The 16,707-nt window shown below is 43.8% G+C and carries 18 protein-coding genes; 4 read left to right on the top strand and 14 right to left on the bottom strand.

From position 1 onward, the window contains the following. Positions 1-4: 4 nt before the first annotated feature. The 9 genes from eutM (C9I89_RS06275) to C9I89_RS06235 all read right to left on the bottom strand — a co-directional run bounded on the left by eutM (C9I89_RS06275) (position 5) and on the right by C9I89_RS06235 (position 7,322). Positions 5-280 carry an ethanolamine utilization microcompartment protein EutM gene (gene eutM / locus C9I89_RS06275; RefSeq protein WP_107282494.1) on the bottom strand — a complete coding sequence of 92 codons (276 nt, stop codon included), beginning with the start codon at positions 278-280 and terminating at the stop codon, positions 5-7. Positions 281-307: 27 nt separating this feature from the next. Then, positions 308-634 carry an ethanolamine utilization microcompartment protein EutM gene (gene eutM, locus C9I89_RS06270; protein WP_107282493.1) on the bottom strand — a complete coding sequence of 109 codons (327 nt, stop codon included), beginning with the start codon at positions 632-634 and terminating at the stop codon, positions 308-310. A gap of 36 nt (positions 635-670) precedes the next feature. Continuing rightward, on the bottom strand, positions 671-1,648 hold the full coding sequence (pta, locus tag C9I89_RS06265) for a phosphate acetyltransferase (protein ID WP_107282492.1): 978 nt from the start codon (positions 1,646-1,648) through the stop codon (positions 671-673). Further along, on the bottom strand, positions 1,635-2,510 hold the full coding sequence (eutT, locus tag C9I89_RS06260) for an ethanolamine utilization cob(I)yrinic acid a,c-diamide adenosyltransferase EutT (RefSeq protein ID WP_107282491.1): 876 nt from the start codon (positions 2,508-2,510) through the stop codon (positions 1,635-1,637). The genes pta and eutT overlap by 14 nt, the downstream gene beginning before the upstream one ends. A 2-nt stretch (positions 2,511-2,512) precedes the next feature. Next, the gene (gene eutQ, locus C9I89_RS06255) at positions 2,513-3,217 is read right to left on the bottom strand and encodes an ethanolamine utilization acetate kinase EutQ (protein ID WP_107282490.1); all 705 of its coding nucleotides are present in this window, start codon (positions 3,215-3,217) and stop codon (positions 2,513-2,515) included. Between the two features lie 30 nt (positions 3,218-3,247). Beyond that, positions 3,248-3,718: a EutP/PduV family microcompartment system protein gene (locus tag C9I89_RS06250; protein WP_107282489.1), complete on the bottom strand. Its 471-nt coding sequence runs from the start codon at positions 3,716-3,718 to the stop codon at positions 3,248-3,250. A 1-nt stretch (position 3,719) separates the two neighbouring features. Further along, a complete protein-coding gene (eutS, locus tag C9I89_RS06245) occupies positions 3,720-4,070 on the bottom strand; it encodes an ethanolamine utilization microcompartment protein EutS (protein WP_107282488.1) in 351 nt (116 codons plus the stop codon). A 727-nt stretch (positions 4,071-4,797) separates the two neighbouring features. Then, a complete protein-coding gene (locus tag C9I89_RS22430; protein WP_170107635.1) occupies positions 4,798-4,971 on the bottom strand; it encodes a hypothetical protein in 174 nt (57 codons plus the stop codon). Between the two features lie 569 nt (positions 4,972-5,540). Beyond that, positions 5,541-7,322 carry a L,D-transpeptidase family protein gene (locus tag C9I89_RS06235; RefSeq protein ID WP_107282486.1) on the bottom strand — a complete coding sequence of 594 codons (1,782 nt, stop codon included), beginning with the start codon at positions 7,320-7,322 and terminating at the stop codon, positions 5,541-5,543. Between the two features lie 464 nt (positions 7,323-7,786). Here C9I89_RS06235 and C9I89_RS06230 point away from each other — a divergent pair, with 464 nt between their 5' ends. Both C9I89_RS06230 and C9I89_RS06225 read left to right on the top strand, forming a co-directional pair. Next, positions 7,787-9,316, top strand: a complete 1,530-nt coding sequence (locus tag C9I89_RS06230) for a YjjI family glycine radical enzyme (RefSeq protein WP_107282485.1) — start codon at positions 7,787-7,789, stop codon at positions 9,314-9,316. Between the two features lie 26 nt (positions 9,317-9,342). Next, positions 9,343-10,251, top strand: coding sequence for a YjjW family glycine radical enzyme activase (locus C9I89_RS06225; RefSeq protein ID WP_107282484.1), 909 nt, complete (start codon positions 9,343-9,345; stop codon positions 10,249-10,251). A gap of 122 nt (positions 10,252-10,373) precedes the next feature. Here the strand turns inward: C9I89_RS06225 and C9I89_RS06220 are convergent, their stop codons facing one another. Continuing rightward, positions 10,374-11,297, bottom strand: coding sequence for a LysR family transcriptional regulator (locus C9I89_RS06220; protein WP_107282483.1), 924 nt, complete (start codon positions 11,295-11,297; stop codon positions 10,374-10,376). Between the two features lie 134 nt (positions 11,298-11,431). Further along, positions 11,432-12,085, bottom strand: a complete 654-nt coding sequence (gene folE, locus C9I89_RS06215) for a GTP cyclohydrolase I FolE (RefSeq protein WP_107282482.1) — start codon at positions 12,083-12,085, stop codon at positions 11,432-11,434. 220 nt (positions 12,086-12,305) lie between these two features. Between folE and moeA the strand changes: the two genes are divergently transcribed. Both moeA and moeB read left to right on the top strand, forming a co-directional pair. Next, positions 12,306-13,541 carry a molybdopterin molybdotransferase MoeA gene (gene moeA, locus C9I89_RS06210; protein WP_107282481.1) on the top strand — a complete coding sequence of 412 codons (1,236 nt, stop codon included), beginning with the start codon at positions 12,306-12,308 and terminating at the stop codon, positions 13,539-13,541. A 101-nt stretch (positions 13,542-13,642) separates the two neighbouring features. Further along, positions 13,643-14,389, top strand: coding sequence for a molybdopterin-synthase adenylyltransferase MoeB (gene moeB / locus C9I89_RS06205; RefSeq protein ID WP_107282480.1), 747 nt, complete (start codon positions 13,643-13,645; stop codon positions 14,387-14,389). A gap of 79 nt (positions 14,390-14,468) precedes the next feature. On the opposite strand, the gene C9I89_RS06200 is transcribed toward moeB, so the two are convergent. From C9I89_RS06200 to C9I89_RS06190, 3 genes are all read right to left on the bottom strand, one after another. Then, positions 14,469-15,020 (bottom strand): OmpA family protein, encoded by a 552-nt coding sequence (locus C9I89_RS06200; RefSeq protein ID WP_170107634.1) that lies wholly within the window; start codon positions 15,018-15,020, stop codon positions 14,469-14,471. A gap of 375 nt (positions 15,021-15,395) precedes the next feature. Next, complete coding sequence (locus C9I89_RS06195; protein ID WP_170107633.1) at positions 15,396-15,686, bottom strand: SEL1-like repeat protein; 291 nt, start codon at positions 15,684-15,686, stop codon at positions 15,396-15,398. A gap of 119 nt (positions 15,687-15,805) precedes the next feature. Beyond that, positions 15,806-16,702 carry an SEL1-like repeat protein gene (locus C9I89_RS06190; RefSeq protein WP_146155048.1) on the bottom strand — a complete coding sequence of 299 codons (897 nt, stop codon included), beginning with the start codon at positions 16,700-16,702 and terminating at the stop codon, positions 15,806-15,808. Between the last annotated feature and the right edge of the window lie 5 nt (positions 16,703-16,707).

Raw genomic sequence — 16,707 nt, 5'->3', positions numbered from 1 at the left:
CCGTTTACTTTGCTTTAATTGGAAACACTTTTTCCAAATCATCATGCGGGCGAGGGATAACGTGTACCGCGACCAACTCACCTAAGCGTTGGGCAACCACAGAACCTGCATCTGTTGCTGCTTTGCATGACGCTACGTCACCGCGAATTAACGCCGTCACATAACCAGAACCAATTTGCTGATAGCCAACTAGCTCAACACGTGCCGCTTTTACCATCGCATCTGATGCTTCAATTAACGCAGTCAGACCTTTTGTTTCTAAAATACCTAAAGCATCCATTTGAATTTCCTTCTGAAAATAAGTTATTTACTTAGATGTGCGAGGCTTGGCGGCTGGGGCAGCTTTCTCTTCTGGCGCATCATTAAATGTGATTGGGAAGATCCCTTCCAGATCACCATGCGGACGAGGGATAACGTGCACCGCAACCACTTCACCTAAACGCTGTGCGGCCGCTGCACCAGCATCTGTCGCGGCTTTACATGCTGCAACATCACCACGCACCATTGCTGAAACGATGCCTGAACCAATCTGCTTGTAGCCGACCAGCTGAACACGTGCTGCTTTCACCATGGCATCCGATGCTTCGATTAATGCCGTAAGACCTTTTGTTTCAATAATTCCTAGAGCTTCCATCTTAATTTCCTCAGAAATGTCAACTGGTTAGGTTTGTTAATTACATATACTGGATGCAAGTACCGAGATATCGACGATATCATCAGCACTACACCCCCGAGACAAGTCATGCACCGGGCCTGCAAGCCCTTGTAACATCGGTCCCAGAGCGATATATCCACCTAAACGCTGCGCTACCTTGTAAGCGATATTGCCAGCATTCAGGGATGGGAAAATAAATACATTGGCGCAGCCGCCCAGTGGGCTGTCTGGCATTTTTTGTGCTGCAACGGCTGGCACAATGGCGGCGTCAAACTGTACTTCACCATCGATAATCAGGTCAGGCTCGCGCTGACGAACCAGCTCAGTCGCTTCCGTCACTTTATTTACCGCGGGATGTTCTGCGCTGCCTTTGGTTGAAAACGACAACATGGCAACACGTGGTTCATTCCCTGTCAGGCGCTGATAGTTATGTGCGGTATCAATCGCAATATCAGCCAGTTGCTCAGCCGTTGGCAGCGGAATAACCCCGGCATCAGAAAACGCATGGATTTGGGTACCGTCTGGCGACAACATCAGAAAGAAGCTGGATACCGTTTTTGAATCCTGAGCAACACCAACGCCGCGGATCGCCGCCCGAATCACATCCCCGGTAGTGGAAATATTGCCGCCGACACAAATATCGGCATAACCCTGATCGACCATCATCATGGCAAAGTTCAGCGGCTGCTTAAGGCGGCGGGCAGCCTCTTCTCGCTCAATAGGCTTGCGTTGTTTCGCGATATACAGATCGACCATTTCATCAAAACAGCCTGCAAACTCCGGAGTCAGAATAGTCAGACACGGCACGGCAATACCGCTGCGGTGCGCGTAATCACGCAACTCGAATGGGTTACCCAATAAAATCGGTTCAGCCAAACCGGCAAGCTTCAGATCGTTGGCAGCATGGAGTAACCGTGCATCGTTAGCATCAGGAAACACAATGCGTTTCGGTTGCTGACGACATTTGGCGCGACACCTATCAAGCAGTTCCATGTGCTAGCCCCCCCAACACTGAATCCTGCCCGTTCTGGCATTGCCACGCTAAGATCATCACCACGTACACCGCGCTGGAAAGACGATTCAAACCTGCCACAATATCGTTGCGATCGATGCCGCCACTCGATAGCTGCATGCTGTGATCGATAAACACCTGAGTTGCCACCAGCTCTAATTCACGCACTAACGCACGTAAATAATTCAACTGCGCAACAAGCTCACCATAAATTACGTCTGGCAACATGTGATCATGACCAAGGTGCTTGAGCGGATTATGCGACCATTGGTGAACGGTATCTGAACTGAACTCACCAAGCATCGGTTCAGGTAACGCCTGTCCGGTCACTTCGGCCTGTAGGATCTGACCCAGGTAGGAGCGAATATCTGCCATAAAACCTTGCAGTAATTCAGGCTGATGACGCATTTCGCACTGCACTAAAACGCAGTAGCTGATACAAGAATCCAGCTTGCCACGCAGCGTAATGCGAGGATGGGTTTTCGGCACCAGAACCTGATCGTCAAGGTGGGTCATCAGTGCAGGTTTATCGGCTACACCTGAGCCACACAACATGCAGCCGTTTGAGGGACGTACATTGTTACTTTTCAACGGATGTACTTTTTCAAGCCGGGTGCTTTGAGCACAACCATGTTGTTGATTTGCTGAATGGGCTGTCTCAACAAATACCTGGCCTTTTTCATCACGCCAGCGAACGGTGATCTGCCTTTCATTCAGCAGCTGCTGAGCAGCTGGGGTAAAGCGTGTGCCGGGCTCTAACTGAATTTCTCCACCTTGGCGCATACCAAAATGCTGGCGAAGATAGTCTTCAGTAATAAATTGAGGCACTGTATGGCTGTCCATACTTATGCCCACTCTGCCGGGTAAGTAATGTAGACATAGCGAACATGCGTCGGGGTACCGAATTCAACGGAGCTGTTCTTAGGAATAAAAATCACATCGCCAGGCTTACCTATTGAGGTGCCTGATGCTGTTTTTACATGTAACTCACCTTCGAGTACAACGTTGACTTCGTCGTAGCAAAGCGTCCATGGGAAGAAAGCATTCTCCCACCCCATATAGCCTACGCCCATGTTGCTGCCGTCTTCGGCGCCAATAACATCCGTCAAGCCAATGTTCTTGCCCGGTGCGCCATCGAACTCATTGAGCTGAACGGCATTTCCACGTACTAAAACAATCCCGTCATCATTTATCTGACGCGGTGAATCAGGGGCTTGCTGATTAAAATCAGCCATGGCTTTTGCCACTAATGATTGAATCAACGCACTCTTCTCAGAGTCAACATCCGACAGGTGCGATTCAATTTCAGCTTGAATCGATTGTGCAGTCGGTGCTAACGCCGATGGCGGTGGTACCGCTGTAACTTGGGAAGCTGCCGCAACTTGTGGCTGTGGTGAAGGCTGAGCAGATTCTACAATCTCAATACCTTCCACTTTAGCGACATCACGCGCTTCGGGAGTGACAATAAAGTCTTTTACGGGGGCGACAATATAAGTCTTACTTTCTGACTTAACCTGTCGAATATCCGCAGCAGAAATCAGTTTTTTCATTACTGCAATCCTTGATGGTATTCACACAAATCACGCCAGCACGGACTGCTGAAGTGAAAGTAAATGGTGATAAAGCTGATCGATTGATGCTTGTTCAAAAATGGAAGTTTGAATGTAAGGCTCTGGCACGCCATTTTGCCGTAAGAACTTAGTCGCTTTTTCCAGATCGGCATCAGGTGCATCCACTTTGCTAATAACCCCGACAATAGTTTTATTCGGATACACTCTTAATAATCCACTTGGCGGCGAAAAACGTTTTGCATTGGCCGGCTGTAAATACACCACGGTTTTCACGCTACAAATTGTCGAAAGCAACGCGCCATTCCATGAACGGTTATCAACAAATTCCCCAGGGGTGTCGATAACTTGTCCCTGATAAAAAATGGGAGATTGTGTTTTTCCGGTATGTGTCTCTTGATCTATTAATTTATCAATTAGGGCCGACTTGCCTGCATCGACCTCACCAATAAATGCGATACTGTCTAATCGATTATTTTTCATTTTAAGTTCTGGTTAATTCGCAGGTGTTATAAGACAGATTTCTTTCTAAAACATCAATGACAGTCTTTAATGATTCTTCGACAGAAGAAACGGAACCAGTAATAACTAACGCACCAGAGAAACGGTCAAGAAAACCAATATGTACATTGGCAGCTTTGGTGGCAATATCACCGGCGATGATGGATGTTTCACCTGGCGTTAATGTTAAAATGCCAATAGCCCCTTTGCTTTCCACCCCCACTCTCTCGCACAACTCCTCTGTCGGATTAGCAACCAGGTGCGCAAGAGTGACCTGCTTTCCCGGAACGAACTCCTGAATGATTCGCTCTTTACCAGCATCAAAATCCAGCATTAAATCAATCTACAGAATATTAACAGTTGCATATAAGCCTACCCCCAAAAGGGAGGTTGTTTTTTTATTCCTGTCACAGAATTGATGTAAGAATAAATCGTGGGTTGCTTATAATTCTAATAGTTGACTGCTGTCACTTTATTTACATATTTATTAGTGACAGTGAAAATTTAGTTAGAACTTTCTAATTTGAGGTTTTTTATATTTTTATAAGAAATGAATGAGGCTTACATGGCTAAACCATGGTTTGTTTATGTTGGGAAAACATATTACGCGATCAAAATAAACAAGCAGACTAAACAATATATTGGCATTTTATTGATATTCAGATTGTAAGAAATAAAGACACCATACTAACTATATTATAAGCGTTCAGTATTATAGCGCATGATGCACTGTTAACTATCACTGATAAAGCATTTTTCAAATATTGAGAAATGATGGTAAAAATTAATTTCTCGAAAATGACAGAAAATTACAGTGACGGACCAAAGATTTTGCCAGCAAATTATGATGCAAACCAGAACTTTCCACATAAGAACCAGGCACTAGCTGAAAAATACAAAACAATATTAAAAACGGCGACCATAACTCACCGCTTTTAATAAAATATGATCAGAAACTTCAACGTAACTAGCAGCCCCTTTTCATCAAAGAGCACCCGTCTAATAAGGTCTGCCTCTTCTAAGAAAAGAGGGGTATGCCGGAGTTAGGTAATGGGCTTCTCTTATGCTATTGCCATCGCTCTGAGTTGAGAATCTGGTAGATATAATTGCTTCGGCCGACACTCCTTTAACTCTAGCACTTCTGCTTTTGCTTCCAGTTGTGCTAGTTCCTTCTTCATATCAGCGAGTTCTCTCTCCATATAAGAAATATTGCGTATTAGCATTTTCCTTTCCATCATTCATTCCTTATGCATCAACTGTTATATAAAGGTAACAAAAAAGGTACAACCCTAAAGAGGTAGACCCCTCAATATTGCTTTTTCCTGTTGCACAAATATCAACCATTCAGTAGTAATTAAGTATTGTTGCATTCCAGTTACTTCGCCAACTTTTTTTGCAACACAAACAAATTTAGCCATTGATAAATATCAATGTCTTTGTTACATCAAATATAAGTAGAAGATCACATTTTCCGTGTTCGTTTAAAGAAGGGGAAATGTAATTTTTTTGTTGTAACGGATGCTGTCTTAACGGGTATATACCCAAGCTTCCTCAAGATGCTCGTTTCAGCGAGAATTACTTGGCTTCTAGGCTAGGCACCGATTTGAAGATCTAGTGTTTCTAAATTAAAAATCGGTAACAACGCATAGAAGCCAAGTAAACTCGCCCTTTGGGGGTGATCCAGCGAGCCCATTTCTGTGTCAAATAATGTTGAAAGGGAATAGCCATTCCTACCATTATTTTCCTTGAACTGAGCCCGCTGGACCCACTCTGAATCCTGCATCTTGAGATAGCTTGGGTATCGCTAGTGGCGGTAATTTTTCATCGAAATATACTTCGATTCTACAGGCTCTGCTCTAGGGCTATCGTAACCGTAAATGTCTTCACGCATCTGCAGTGCATTGTGCTCATCAATCCATGCTGTCAGATAAACGAAATCAACCCCTAGCCGTTGTGATAGATAAACTGTATCTGAATTATTATTACTCACCATGGCACTATATGGCGCAATATTACTCCGCTGCTGGAAGTCGATAATAAAATTCGCCAAATCATCCGCTTTTTCAACCCGGACACAACCTGAACTAAAATTACGCTTCGTTTTGCGGAACAGTCCCCGAGAGGGCGTATCATGCAGAAAAATAGAATACTCGTTCGGCATCAGAAACTTCACTTTACCTAAAGCGTTATTCGGCCCCGGGCCTTGCTGGAATTCATAGGGAAATGTTTTTGGATTCACCGATTGCCAGTCAATTTGATCGACCGGAACTTTCGTACGGTCATGCCAGCTTTTCAAAATCTGCATGTTATGTTTAACAAGGTAGTCACGGGAACGTTTTACGCTAGGAACAATATCCTTTTGCTTTATCGTCTCTGGCACATTCCAGGTCGGATTGACAACCATGGTATTAATTGACGATGAAAAAAGATTCGTTGGGCGGTTTGAGCGTCCGACAATGACTCTTGACTCAAAAATCACCTCACTGCCATCGAATATTCTGAGCATATAATCCGGAATGTTCACCCAAATATGCGGGGTATTTTCGCTATGATTTATAACGCGACTACGTTGTAAGTTAAGTGCGATGCGGCGAGCGATTTCATCATATGCCATGGTTAATCGCATTGCCGTTTCAGCCCCTATAATCCCGTCGACAACTAGCCCATGACGCCGCTGAAAATGCTTGATACTGTCAAATACAACACCGGAATTATTAATGACGCCGCTCTGCGAAAGCTGTTCGAAATCTAACTGACTCAGATCACCTTGATCATAAAGTACGCGAATCACCCCGTGACCTTCCGTTATTATCTCATTTTGATGGATCGCTTCCTGTAAGCGAAAAGACGACAACGGATGCGATGGCAGTTGCTGCATCTTTTCAACCATAACCATAGCTTGTTCAAACTTTGTATCTTGCGGCCGTAATGACTGTAATTTTGTCTGAGTCAACGGAAGCATAAGCTGGCTCAGCATCACATCAGATTGACTAGATAGAGTTAACGGTTCTGTTCTGAATAATGCACTGCGATCTTGCTTGATATGAGTCAAATATGATTGATAAACGTAATAGCTATCCGTCGCGAGCAGATCATAAGCCCGCGGATCTGTGCTTAATGCCAAGGTTCGTAACTCTGACAAACGTTCCGTTAAACCGGGTACCATTTCAGTATCAGCAACGGATTTGAGCTGCAACTCAAGCTCTTTTCTTAACGCTTCTTCATGCCAAAGCGGATAAAAATTATTGGCCTCATATGCGTGTTCTGATAGCTTAGCAAAGCATACTTTCGATCCTGTTGACGGACACAGCTTTCTACTGCTGTTAACGGCAACATCATCCAGGTAGGACCAACTCAGGGAATGCCTAACCGCTGCAAATTTTTTGACTAATGGAATTTTTGTAACAGCATTTATATCTGCGACTTTGTCATTTACAGAAGAAGTTTCAGAAAAGGCACTCTCAACAGAAGCAACATATTTATCCGTAATGAAATTTTCGCCAGCCGAAGTGCCACCGGACAAAAATAAAGACAACGCTAGAAATTGGCCGCACCGTTGAGGAAAAACACGCTTATGATCTAACATCGTCAACGCGATCCTTATCTGAGGGAAATGAATAAATATTTGACTTCAACCCATGATAATTGACTCCGTCAGAAACAATTGTCATGATTCGATAAGCCCTGATATTTTTGTTTACTCATTATATATTTAGACAAAAAATCGTCATTCATACAGCTTAAGTGGGTTAATTTTTCATCATTAATATTCCAAACTCACTCTTTCCCTCCCAAAAATAATCGTCAACAATTTGACGAAAGGACTGATTTTAATCAATAAATCAAATATAAATAACACCATTTTTTATTTCAAAAACAGGCATTACCGAACATCACAAAAAAATGATTTTTTTAATGTTGCTGGGTAAAAAAGTGTGATTGGGCGCTGCGAATTTCCATTTGGTCAATCTGTAATTCTATGTTTTTCACTTTTGGAAAGCTAAGACAAACGTTACCTTATAACCATAATAACTACGTGGATTTTGTACTATGACCTTGCAGGCTAAATTAAAACAGATCGTTACTGATCCGACGCTTTCCCCTAAGCAAAAATCAAATTATCTCGCGTTAGAAGCTGATGCAAACTTACCTTACTTGCCCGTCTCCGAAAGAGTAAAAACCGCTATGGCGGCTGGTATCATCTGCGATATGTTTGAGGGCAATGCCCCATTCAAACCACGCTACGTTCTGCCTGACTACGCAAAATTTCTTCAGCAAGGTTCAGAGTATCTGGAATTACCACCTGCGACTAATTTTGATGAAGCACTAAACGCATTAACCATTATTTATCATCATGTGCCTTCAGTGACCAACATCCCCGTATATCTGGGTCAACTTGATGAACTCTTAATTCCTTATATTGAAGATCTAGATGAAGCGACAATTTATCGCAAAATCAAACTGTTCTGGATCATGCTTGACCGTACCTTGCCCGATGCCTTTATGCATGTGAACATCGGCCCAAGCGATAACATCATCTGCCGTACCATTCTCAAAGTCGATGCCGAGCTAAAACAAATCGCGCCCAACCTGACCTTTATGTACGATCCGACAATCACACCAGATAGTCTATTACATGTCGCAGCCAGCAATATCTGTGAATGCAGTAAGCCACATATCGCTAACTACCCTATTCATGCCAGCGCTTTCGACAATAAAGGCTTCGGTATTGTCAGTTGTTATAACTCATTACCACTGGCAGGTGGTGCCAATACCTTGGTTAGAATGAATTTAAAAGAGGTCGCACTGCAAGCAGAAAACAGCGATAGCTTCTTTGCAGAAACCCTGCCCCATTACTGTCAAATCATGTATGAACTGATAGAAGCCCGTGCGAAGTTCCTCCATGAAAAATCCCATTTCTTTGATAGTTATCTGGTCAAAGAAGGCTTAATTGACGAAAAGCGTTTTGCACCAATGTTCGGCATTTATGGGATGGCCGAAGCCGTGAACATTCTGATTGAAAAATCTGGCTGCAACGGCAAATACGGTCATGATGAAACTGCGAACCAGTTAGGCCATCAAATCTCGGCAGCCTTGGATAAGATTGTGAAATCAACCCCAGTGACTTACGGCTATCATGATCGGGCGTTGCTTCACTCTCAGGGCGGCATTAGTCTGGATGAAAACGTGACTCCGGGCGTACGTATTCCCTATGGGTCAGAACCGGATCCTGTTTCTCACATTCAGGCATTGGCTGAGCACCATCAATACTATACATCGGGTATCAGTGAGATTTTGACCATAGATGAAACCGTTAAGTCGAACCCTGAAGCAATGTATCAGCTGTGCAAAGGGGCACTAAATCTTGGCTTCCGGGAATTCACGGCGAATGTGGCTTCCAATGATTTAGTGCGTGTGACAGGTTACATGATTAAATTATCAGATATTGCGATCTTTAAAGAACAAGGCTCTCGTACCAATACCACAGGCTTAGGCGCAGAAGCGGCTGAAAAAACCGGCATCTTAAATCGCACACCAAGAGTCGCCTGTCATGAGCAGTCTCCTTGCTATTGCAAATAGAGCAGAAATCAATCAGGACAAAGAAAGTGACAGGTAATAAAGCGACGGTCAGTAAAATTCTGACTTTCTCTTGCGTTGACGGGCCTGGTAACAGGCTCGTTATTTTCCTGCAAGGGTGCAACTTTAAGTGTAAAAATTGCCATAATCCCCATACGATTGGGCACTGTAATGATTGTGGCGACTGTGTTTCGCAATGTCCGACTCAGGCGTTATCGCTCTACGAACAAGTGCAGGACGGGCAAGATCTACAGCCACAAAAAGGCACATCCCGAGTACGCTGGGACGCTTCACTCTGCAGCCATTGTGATCAGTGTTTAGCAGTATGCCCGCAACAATCAAGCCCGAAAACCCGGCAATATTCGGTTGCAGAGATGCTGGCAGTGCTCCGAAAAAATAGTCTGTTTATTAACGGAATAACCGTAACGGGTGGAGAAGCAACCCTACAACTGAAGTTCATTACAGCACTGTTTACAATGATTAAATCAGCGCCCGATTTGCTGCATTTAACCTGCATGGTCGATAGCAATGGCAGCCTTAGTAGCACTGGCTGGCAGAATTTGCTTCCCGTCATTGATGGTGCGATGATCGATCTGAAAGCCTGGCAACAGGAAACTCATTTATGGCTGACCGGCCGTAATCATCATCGTGTATTTCAATCTATTGAACTATTAGCCAGACACCAAAAATTGTATGAAGTGCGTTTGCTTTACATTCCCGGAATTACGGATTTTGATGCCGAAATCGACGAGCTAGCAGGCTACCTGAACACACTGCCAACCGATACCCGAATTAAGCTCAATGCTTTTCAACATCACGGGGTTACAGGTGAGGCTCAGGAATGGGCTGTCTGTCTGGAACAAGATATTAACCAGCTGGCAACCGGACTCACCTCTCGCGGGGTGAAAAATTTAGTGTTGCCTGCGGTTTATGTTTAAGACCCGGATCTGAGTTATGGGTAGAAAAACCAAACCACAATGTGCTTAGAAATTTCTAGGCTTTTTGCTTTTTCTAGAGCCTAGAGCCGAGAACCTAGAACCGCTCTTTCCTAACGCCCGCCTTACCCATCTTTACAACATTGCTTTATCTGCTCATACAACCATCGGTGTGCGGGATCATTCATACTCGGCTGATGCCAGACTAAGCTATAGGCTACATCCCCGTAATTAAAAGGTAATGATTTGGTGATCAATCCTTTTGCCTGAAAAGCGATTTGTGCCCAGCGTTTCGAGCAGGTAAAGAGCAGATCACTGTGGTGACACATCAGAGCTGCACCACCGAAATCAGGAACGGTAATCATAGTTTTGCGCTTTTGGTGCTGTTGGGCAAGTTGTAATTCAAAGAAAGGAACATTCAGATCGCTATCCATGATCCCAATATGACCATAGCGCAGGTAATCTTCAATGGTTAAGTTCTTATCGGCTAGAGGATGAGACGGATTCATCAGACAGACCATTTCATCATGAATTAAGGTCTCCCAGATCAAATTAGTATGAGAGCTCGGTGGCTGACTTCTGTCATGAGGCAACATGATAAAATCAAGCTGACCTTTTGAAACTCCATCAAATCCTACGCTATCTTTCGACCAGATATCTAATCGGATATTCGGAGCCTGCGCGAACACCTGAGCACTTAGCTTAGCCGCCAGTAATTCAAAGGTACTTTCACGCATAGCCAGCGAAAAACGGCCTTCATAACGGGATGGTTCAAAAGCTTCCTGCGTCATGATCTGGTTCATGTCATTGATCATCTGGTGCACCGTCGGGCCCAGTCGTCGCGCAAGCGGTGTAGCAACTAACTTGTTCCCATGACGGTAGAACAGTTCGTCATTCAAATTTTCCCGTAACTGACTCAATGTCTTACTTACTGATGACGGGCTCAGGCATAATCGTTCGGCACTGGCCGTGACACTTAAGGTATCTAACATGACATGAAGCGTTATCAAGTGCTTCATACTGATCCGGGAAAGTTTGATCAGATCCATTAACCGTTCTCCATTATCTGTGTTCAGAACAAAACCGACAAAAAAGCCGCGAGCAAGTCGCGGCTTCTTTTTCAATCTATCCCCTAGTGACCTCAAGGTGCAGGTTTCAGAGTGAGCCACTTGGGTATATGCGACTACCGGATACCGTTAAGAAATTCAGCGCGTGTCGCGGGGTTTCTTTTAAAGATACCGCCCAGTGCCGTTGTTGTCGTCACACTCGTTGCATCCATCACACCGCGTGCTTTTACACAATAATGCGTCGCATCAATGGTGATCGCAACATCATCGCTTTCAAGCAATGTTTGCAGTGCAACTAAAATCTGTTGGGTCATACGTTCCTGCACCTGCGGACGTTGACCGAAGAAGCGCACGATACGATTAATTTTTGACAATCCAATGATCTTGCTACGCGGAATATAAGCGACGGTCGCCTTGCCATCAATCGTCACCAAATGGTGCTCACAGGTACTGGTAAGCGTAATATCTTTCACTCGCACCATTTCATCACAGTTCATCTTATTTTCGATCACTGTGATTTTCGGAAAGTTTGCGTAATCTAATCCGGAGAACACTTCATCCACATACATTTTTGCAACACGGTGAGGTGTTTCCATCAGGCTGTCATCCGTTAAGTCTAACGAAAGCAGCTCTAAGATCTCACGCACATGGTATTCGATCTTCTCTTTTTTCTCTTCGCGACTCACAGCTTTGTCAGTCATTGGTGTTTCAAGTCCGCGAGCTTCAAGGGCTGCACGCACCTTTAATGCAGATTCGCTTAATACCGCCATTCTTCGCCTCCAACTGGCCTGGGCTTAAATGCAAAAACGTGCCCAATTCATAACTGAAATCACTACGCCAGTGATAAATCTGACCGAAGGATACCCGCAAATAAAAACAATTACATCACATAATGATAAGTGAATAGTTCAGACACGTTTTTTTTGTCATAATATCCCTTCTGGCAATCTAATCACAGCCTATGACTTATAACTAATAACGGACACCAATATGGGATGTTGCGACGCTCCAGGCCTAATGCCTGTTGAAACGGCTTTGAACAAAATTTTGGCCGATGTTAAGCCTTTGGAGGCAGTCTCTGCTGTTTCCCTTTCCGACGCAATGGGACGTGTCACCGCTGAAGATATTCTCTCACCAATTAATGTGCCGCCATTTGCTAATTCAGCAATGGACGGTTATGCGATTCGCTCTCAGGATCTGAACACTACCGATACACTTGTTCTTGCTGGAAAATCCTTTGCAGGCATTCCTTTTGCGGGCAAATGGTCTGAAGGCCAGTGCATTCGTATTATGACCGGCGCACAGATGCCTGAAGGTGCTGATTCCGTTGTCATGCAAGAAGAAACAGAGGCTAACGACGACCAAATTCGTTTTCTGATCAAGCCACTCGCTGATGATAATGTCCGCCCGATTGGCGATGATGTTCGCCTTGGTGATGTAGTAATAGCTAAAGGCACTCGTATTACAGCACGTGAAATGCCGCTACTGGCCTCATTAGGTGTTGCAACGATCAACGTGATTGCACGCCCTAAGGCTGCATTTTTCTCAACCGGTGATGAACTGCGTCCGGTCGGTGAACCATTAGAAGCCGGCCAGATCTATGATAGCAACCGGTACGGTATTCGTGCACTGCTTGAAAAATTCGGCTGTGATGTTATCGATCTGGGCATTATCCCAGATTGCCCGGAAAAACTGCGTGAAGCCTTCGTCAAGGCAACGAACGAAGCTGATGTAATGATCACCTCTGGTGGTGTGAGTGTCGGTGAAGCAGACTACACCAAAGACATTCTTGATGAGCAAGGTGAGATTGGATTCTGGAAGATCGCGATGAAGCCGGGTAAACCCTTTGCCTTCGGCACTATCGAAAACACTTGGTTCTGCGGCCTGCCTGGCAACCCGGTATCCGCCATGCTGACACTGTATCAACTGGTGCAACCGATGCTGGCTCAGCTGTCTGGTCATTCGCAGTATCAACCACCGCAGCGCATAAAAGCAAAAGCAACAACCTTCTTTAAAAAGCGTCCTGGACGTACCGACTTCCAACGCGGTATTTATCAAATCAACCCTGATGGTCAGTTTGAAGTGGCAACCACCGGCAATCAGGGCTCTGGTGCTTTCAGTTCAATGCACCAAGCCAACTGCTTCGTGGTTCTTGAACAAGAACGCGGGCAAATTATGCCAAGTGAAGACGTCACTATCGAGCTTTTCAACCACACGTTGTACTAATGTGAGTAAAGAGTTGAGAGTGGAGAGGATCTAAGTACTAGCGTCTAGGCGCTCGCTACTCGAAACTAGCTACTCAAAACTCTATTGAACAGGACCGCATTGTGATAGAACTTTCTGATGAAGAAATGCTTCGTTATAACCGCCAGATCATTCTTCGTCAGTTTGATTTTGATGGTCAGGAAGCGCTGAAAGCTGCATCTATGCTCATTTTAGGAGCAGGTGGTTTAGGTTGTGCATCAAGCCAATATTTGGCGGCAGCAGGGGTAGGAAAACTCACTCTGATCGATGACGACAAAGTGGAAGTTTCAAACCTGCAACGTCAGGTACTGCATAACGACGGCACCGTTGGCCAGTTAAAAGTGGAATCAGCCAGGTTGGCACTAACCACGATTAACCCTTACACCCAAGTTGACACTATTGCTAAGCGCTTAAGTGATGATGAGCTTTTACCATTAATCGAACAGCACTCCACTGTGCTTGATTGCAGCGATAATGTTGATACCCGTAATCAGCTCAACCGTTTATGTCACCAGACAAAAACACCGCTTATTTCGGGTGCCGCTATCCGTATGGAAGGGCAGATCAGCGTTTACACGTATAAAGACAATGAGCCTTGCTACCAGTGTTTAAGCGCCCTGTTCGGCCAGCAATCTCTAAGCTGTGTTGAAGCGGGGATTATGTCTCCTGTCGTTGGCATCGTGGGTGCCGTACAGGCAATGGAAGCCATCAAAGTCGTCGCAAATATGGGGGATCCGCTAACAGGTAAAATCCTGATGCTGGATGCGATGTCGATGAGCTGGCGTGAAATGAAACTAACCAAGCAGCCAACTTGCTCAGTGTGTAGTTAAAGATCTCAGATGCTATAGCTAGAAAAAAGAAAGGAAGCAATATGCTTCCTTTTTTTTACGAATTATATAAAGATTGATTTTATTCAAATTTTTCAACCCAAGGTGTAATTCGAACATCAATGCGGCGGTTCTGTTTACGCCCAGATGCCAGCTTATTGCTCGCAATAGGGCTTAGTTCACCAAATCCATATGTATTGATGCGCTCAGGATCAACCCCTCTTAATACGAAGAATTTCAATACAGATTCTGCACGTTTAGCTGACAGCTCCCTATTATATACCTTACTGCCAACACTATCGGTATAGCCTGCAATAAATACTTTAGATTTTGGGCTATCCGCCAACAAAGAAGAAAGTTTTTCTAGAGAATCATGACTATCACTACGTATATATGCACTATTATTATCAAAACTTTTATCACCGTTAAAAACGATAGTAACCTGATCCCCTTCTCTTTTAACCGTTCCAATTGTTGGTGGAATTAATTTACGGGCTTGTTTGAAGTTATAACTTACAAGTTTCTCAATATCATTCTTAATGGCTCTTTCCCTTGCAGTATCACTACCCGTCGATTGACACCCAACAAGCAGTGTTGACAATAACATCAAAATTGCGATTTGTATTTTAACCATGAATCTATTCCTATCCAAGTTTCTATACGAAAGGCTATCAAACCAACCCATGAATTACACAATGAAAATTTTTTTAATGGAGTGACTTCACAAGTATATTTCAGGCCAAACAAGACTTACATTGATTGGTTACTAAGACATGATGATCGAGCAAAAATTCAACATCAACATTGTTATTACCTTCCATCTTGAATCGGAAGTAATATAGGCAACTGAAACACAAATCGATATGACAATTATCATGACCAAAAAAAACAGTGAATATATAATTACCTCAGAACTATTTTGCGCTGGATATTTTTCATCTCTATTCATCACCAGATTTCTATTGTCTGCTATTGGTATGATCAGCTTATAAGCACTTTTCACTCTTGATTAATTTCTGTAGTGATCACCCAAGAATTCACATTTTTTATCTCTAAGTAAGGTCATCGCCCATGGGTTGCCTAATTCTGCTGATTTATAAAACCATTCTCCGGCAGTTAAACCCTTTTGGAAGTTCTGATATTCTAAACTGCGACCAAGCCAGTACATTGCATCGGCATTGCCCCTTTCTGCTTCTGGCCTGAACTCTTGCTCGGCATCATGCCAGCGGGCTTGCTGTACGTATTCCATACCCTGTTCAAAACTTGCATGGCTGTAGCTGCAGAGAACTACATTGATCAATATGACATGCGATATTTTTGTTAAGAAGGCTATCATCATGACTTAGAACAAATTAACTTCGTTGTAAAAGTGATTAACAGTATGGGTAGATAGCCATTCTTCTGCTTTTTTATCTAATTCTATTTTTTTTCTATTGTTAAATCGCCACCAATTCTTCCATCTTGAACTGCGCTATATGATCGACTAGCATCCTCCCCTCCTAAGCCAACATTTATTTTAGCATAATAATATGCTTGCTCACTATTTTGCTTAAAACCATCAGTGCCATCATTGTAGTAATGACTCAGCAAATATGGCGAATCAGGATAACCAAGATCAAGGGATTTATACAACCACTTCTTTGTTTCCTTATGACCAATAATATCAGAGTAGCCTGAAAGCGCGGTCATTGCTGGAGCATATCCATTTTTAGCCGCAATTAATAAATAATTAATGCTTTCCTTTCGTAAATATTGAGGAGCGGTATCATAACCATAATTACCGAGTATGATTCCATATATAGTCATTGCAGAATAATTGTATCCCATATCCAACGCTTTTGTTAATCGCCGGATTCTTTTTTTTTTTCTAACAAATGGGATATAGCCCTTCCAACCAAGGTCATAACTTGCCAAAGCATATTCGGCGAGCCCATCACCTTTTGCAGCCATGTCCCGCCATATCTCTATTTGTATCTCTTTCCAATCTTTTCTATCACACGGCCAACCGAAGAAGTCACAATTTGTATTGTCCTGTAAAGAATACATCGCCCATGGGTTACCTAGCTCCGCTGATTTATAAAACCACTCTCCTGCAGTTAGCCCTTTTTGAAAATCCTGAAATTCTAGTGATCGACCTAACCAATACATTGCATCTGCATTTCCAGCTTCAGCTTCTGCCCTGAATTGCTGCTCAGCATCATCCCAGCGGGCTTGCTGCACATATTTCATACCTTGTTCAAAACTTGCATGGCTGTAGCTGCTGAAAGCTACATTGATCAATATGGCGAGTGATAATTCTATTGAAGGAGTTTTCACTGTCA

This window comes from Photobacterium lipolyticum, assembly GCF_003026475.1.
GTDB lineage: Bacteria > Pseudomonadota > Gammaproteobacteria > Enterobacterales > Vibrionaceae > Photobacterium > Photobacterium lipolyticum.
The sequence above is the reverse complement of the archived record's forward strand: the minus strand, read 5'-3'. Positions and strand labels throughout refer to the sequence as shown.

What these genes read in the sequence shown, in the direction of transcription:
- eutT (WP_107282491.1), bottom strand. Translation starts at nt 2,510, where the DNA reads ATGGACAGCCATACAGTGCCTCAATTTATTACTGAAGACTATCTTCGC.
- folE (WP_107282482.1), bottom strand. Translation starts at nt 12,085, where the DNA reads ATGGCGGTATTAAGCGAATCTGCATTAAAGGTGCGTGCAGCCCTTGAA.
- C9I89_RS06220 (WP_107282483.1), bottom strand. Translation starts at nt 11,297, where the DNA reads ATGGATCTGATCAAACTTTCCCGGATCAGTATGAAGCACTTGATAACG.
- eutM (WP_107282494.1), bottom strand. Translation starts at nt 280, where the DNA reads ATGGATGCTTTAGGTATTTTAGAAACAAAAGGTCTGACTGCGTTAATT.
- eutM (WP_107282493.1), bottom strand. Translation starts at nt 634, where the DNA reads ATGGAAGCTCTAGGAATTATTGAAACAAAAGGTCTTACGGCATTAATC.
- C9I89_RS06250 (WP_107282489.1), bottom strand. Translation starts at nt 3,718, where the DNA reads ATGAAAAATAATCGATTAGACAGTATCGCATTTATTGGTGAGGTCGAT.
- C9I89_RS22430 (WP_170107635.1), bottom strand. Translation starts at nt 4,971, where the DNA reads ATGGAAAGGAAAATGCTAATACGCAATATTTCTTATATGGAGAGAGAA.
- eutS (WP_107282488.1), bottom strand. Translation starts at nt 4,070, where the DNA reads ATGCTGGATTTTGATGCTGGTAAAGAGCGAATCATTCAGGAGTTCGTT.
- C9I89_RS06230 (WP_107282485.1), top strand. Translation starts at nt 7,787, where the DNA reads ATGACCTTGCAGGCTAAATTAAAACAGATCGTTACTGATCCGACGCTT.
- moeA (WP_107282481.1), top strand. Translation starts at nt 12,306, where the DNA reads ATGGGATGTTGCGACGCTCCAGGCCTAATGCCTGTTGAAACGGCTTTG.
- C9I89_RS06200 (WP_170107634.1), bottom strand. Translation starts at nt 15,020, where the DNA reads ATGGTTAAAATACAAATCGCAATTTTGATGTTATTGTCAACACTGCTT.
- eutQ (WP_107282490.1), bottom strand. Translation starts at nt 3,217, where the DNA reads ATGAAAAAACTGATTTCTGCTGCGGATATTCGACAGGTTAAGTCAGAA.
- pta (WP_107282492.1), bottom strand. Translation starts at nt 1,648, where the DNA reads ATGGAACTGCTTGATAGGTGTCGCGCCAAATGTCGTCAGCAACCGAAA.
- C9I89_RS06235 (WP_107282486.1), bottom strand. Translation starts at nt 7,322, where the DNA reads ATGTTAGATCATAAGCGTGTTTTTCCTCAACGGTGCGGCCAATTTCTA.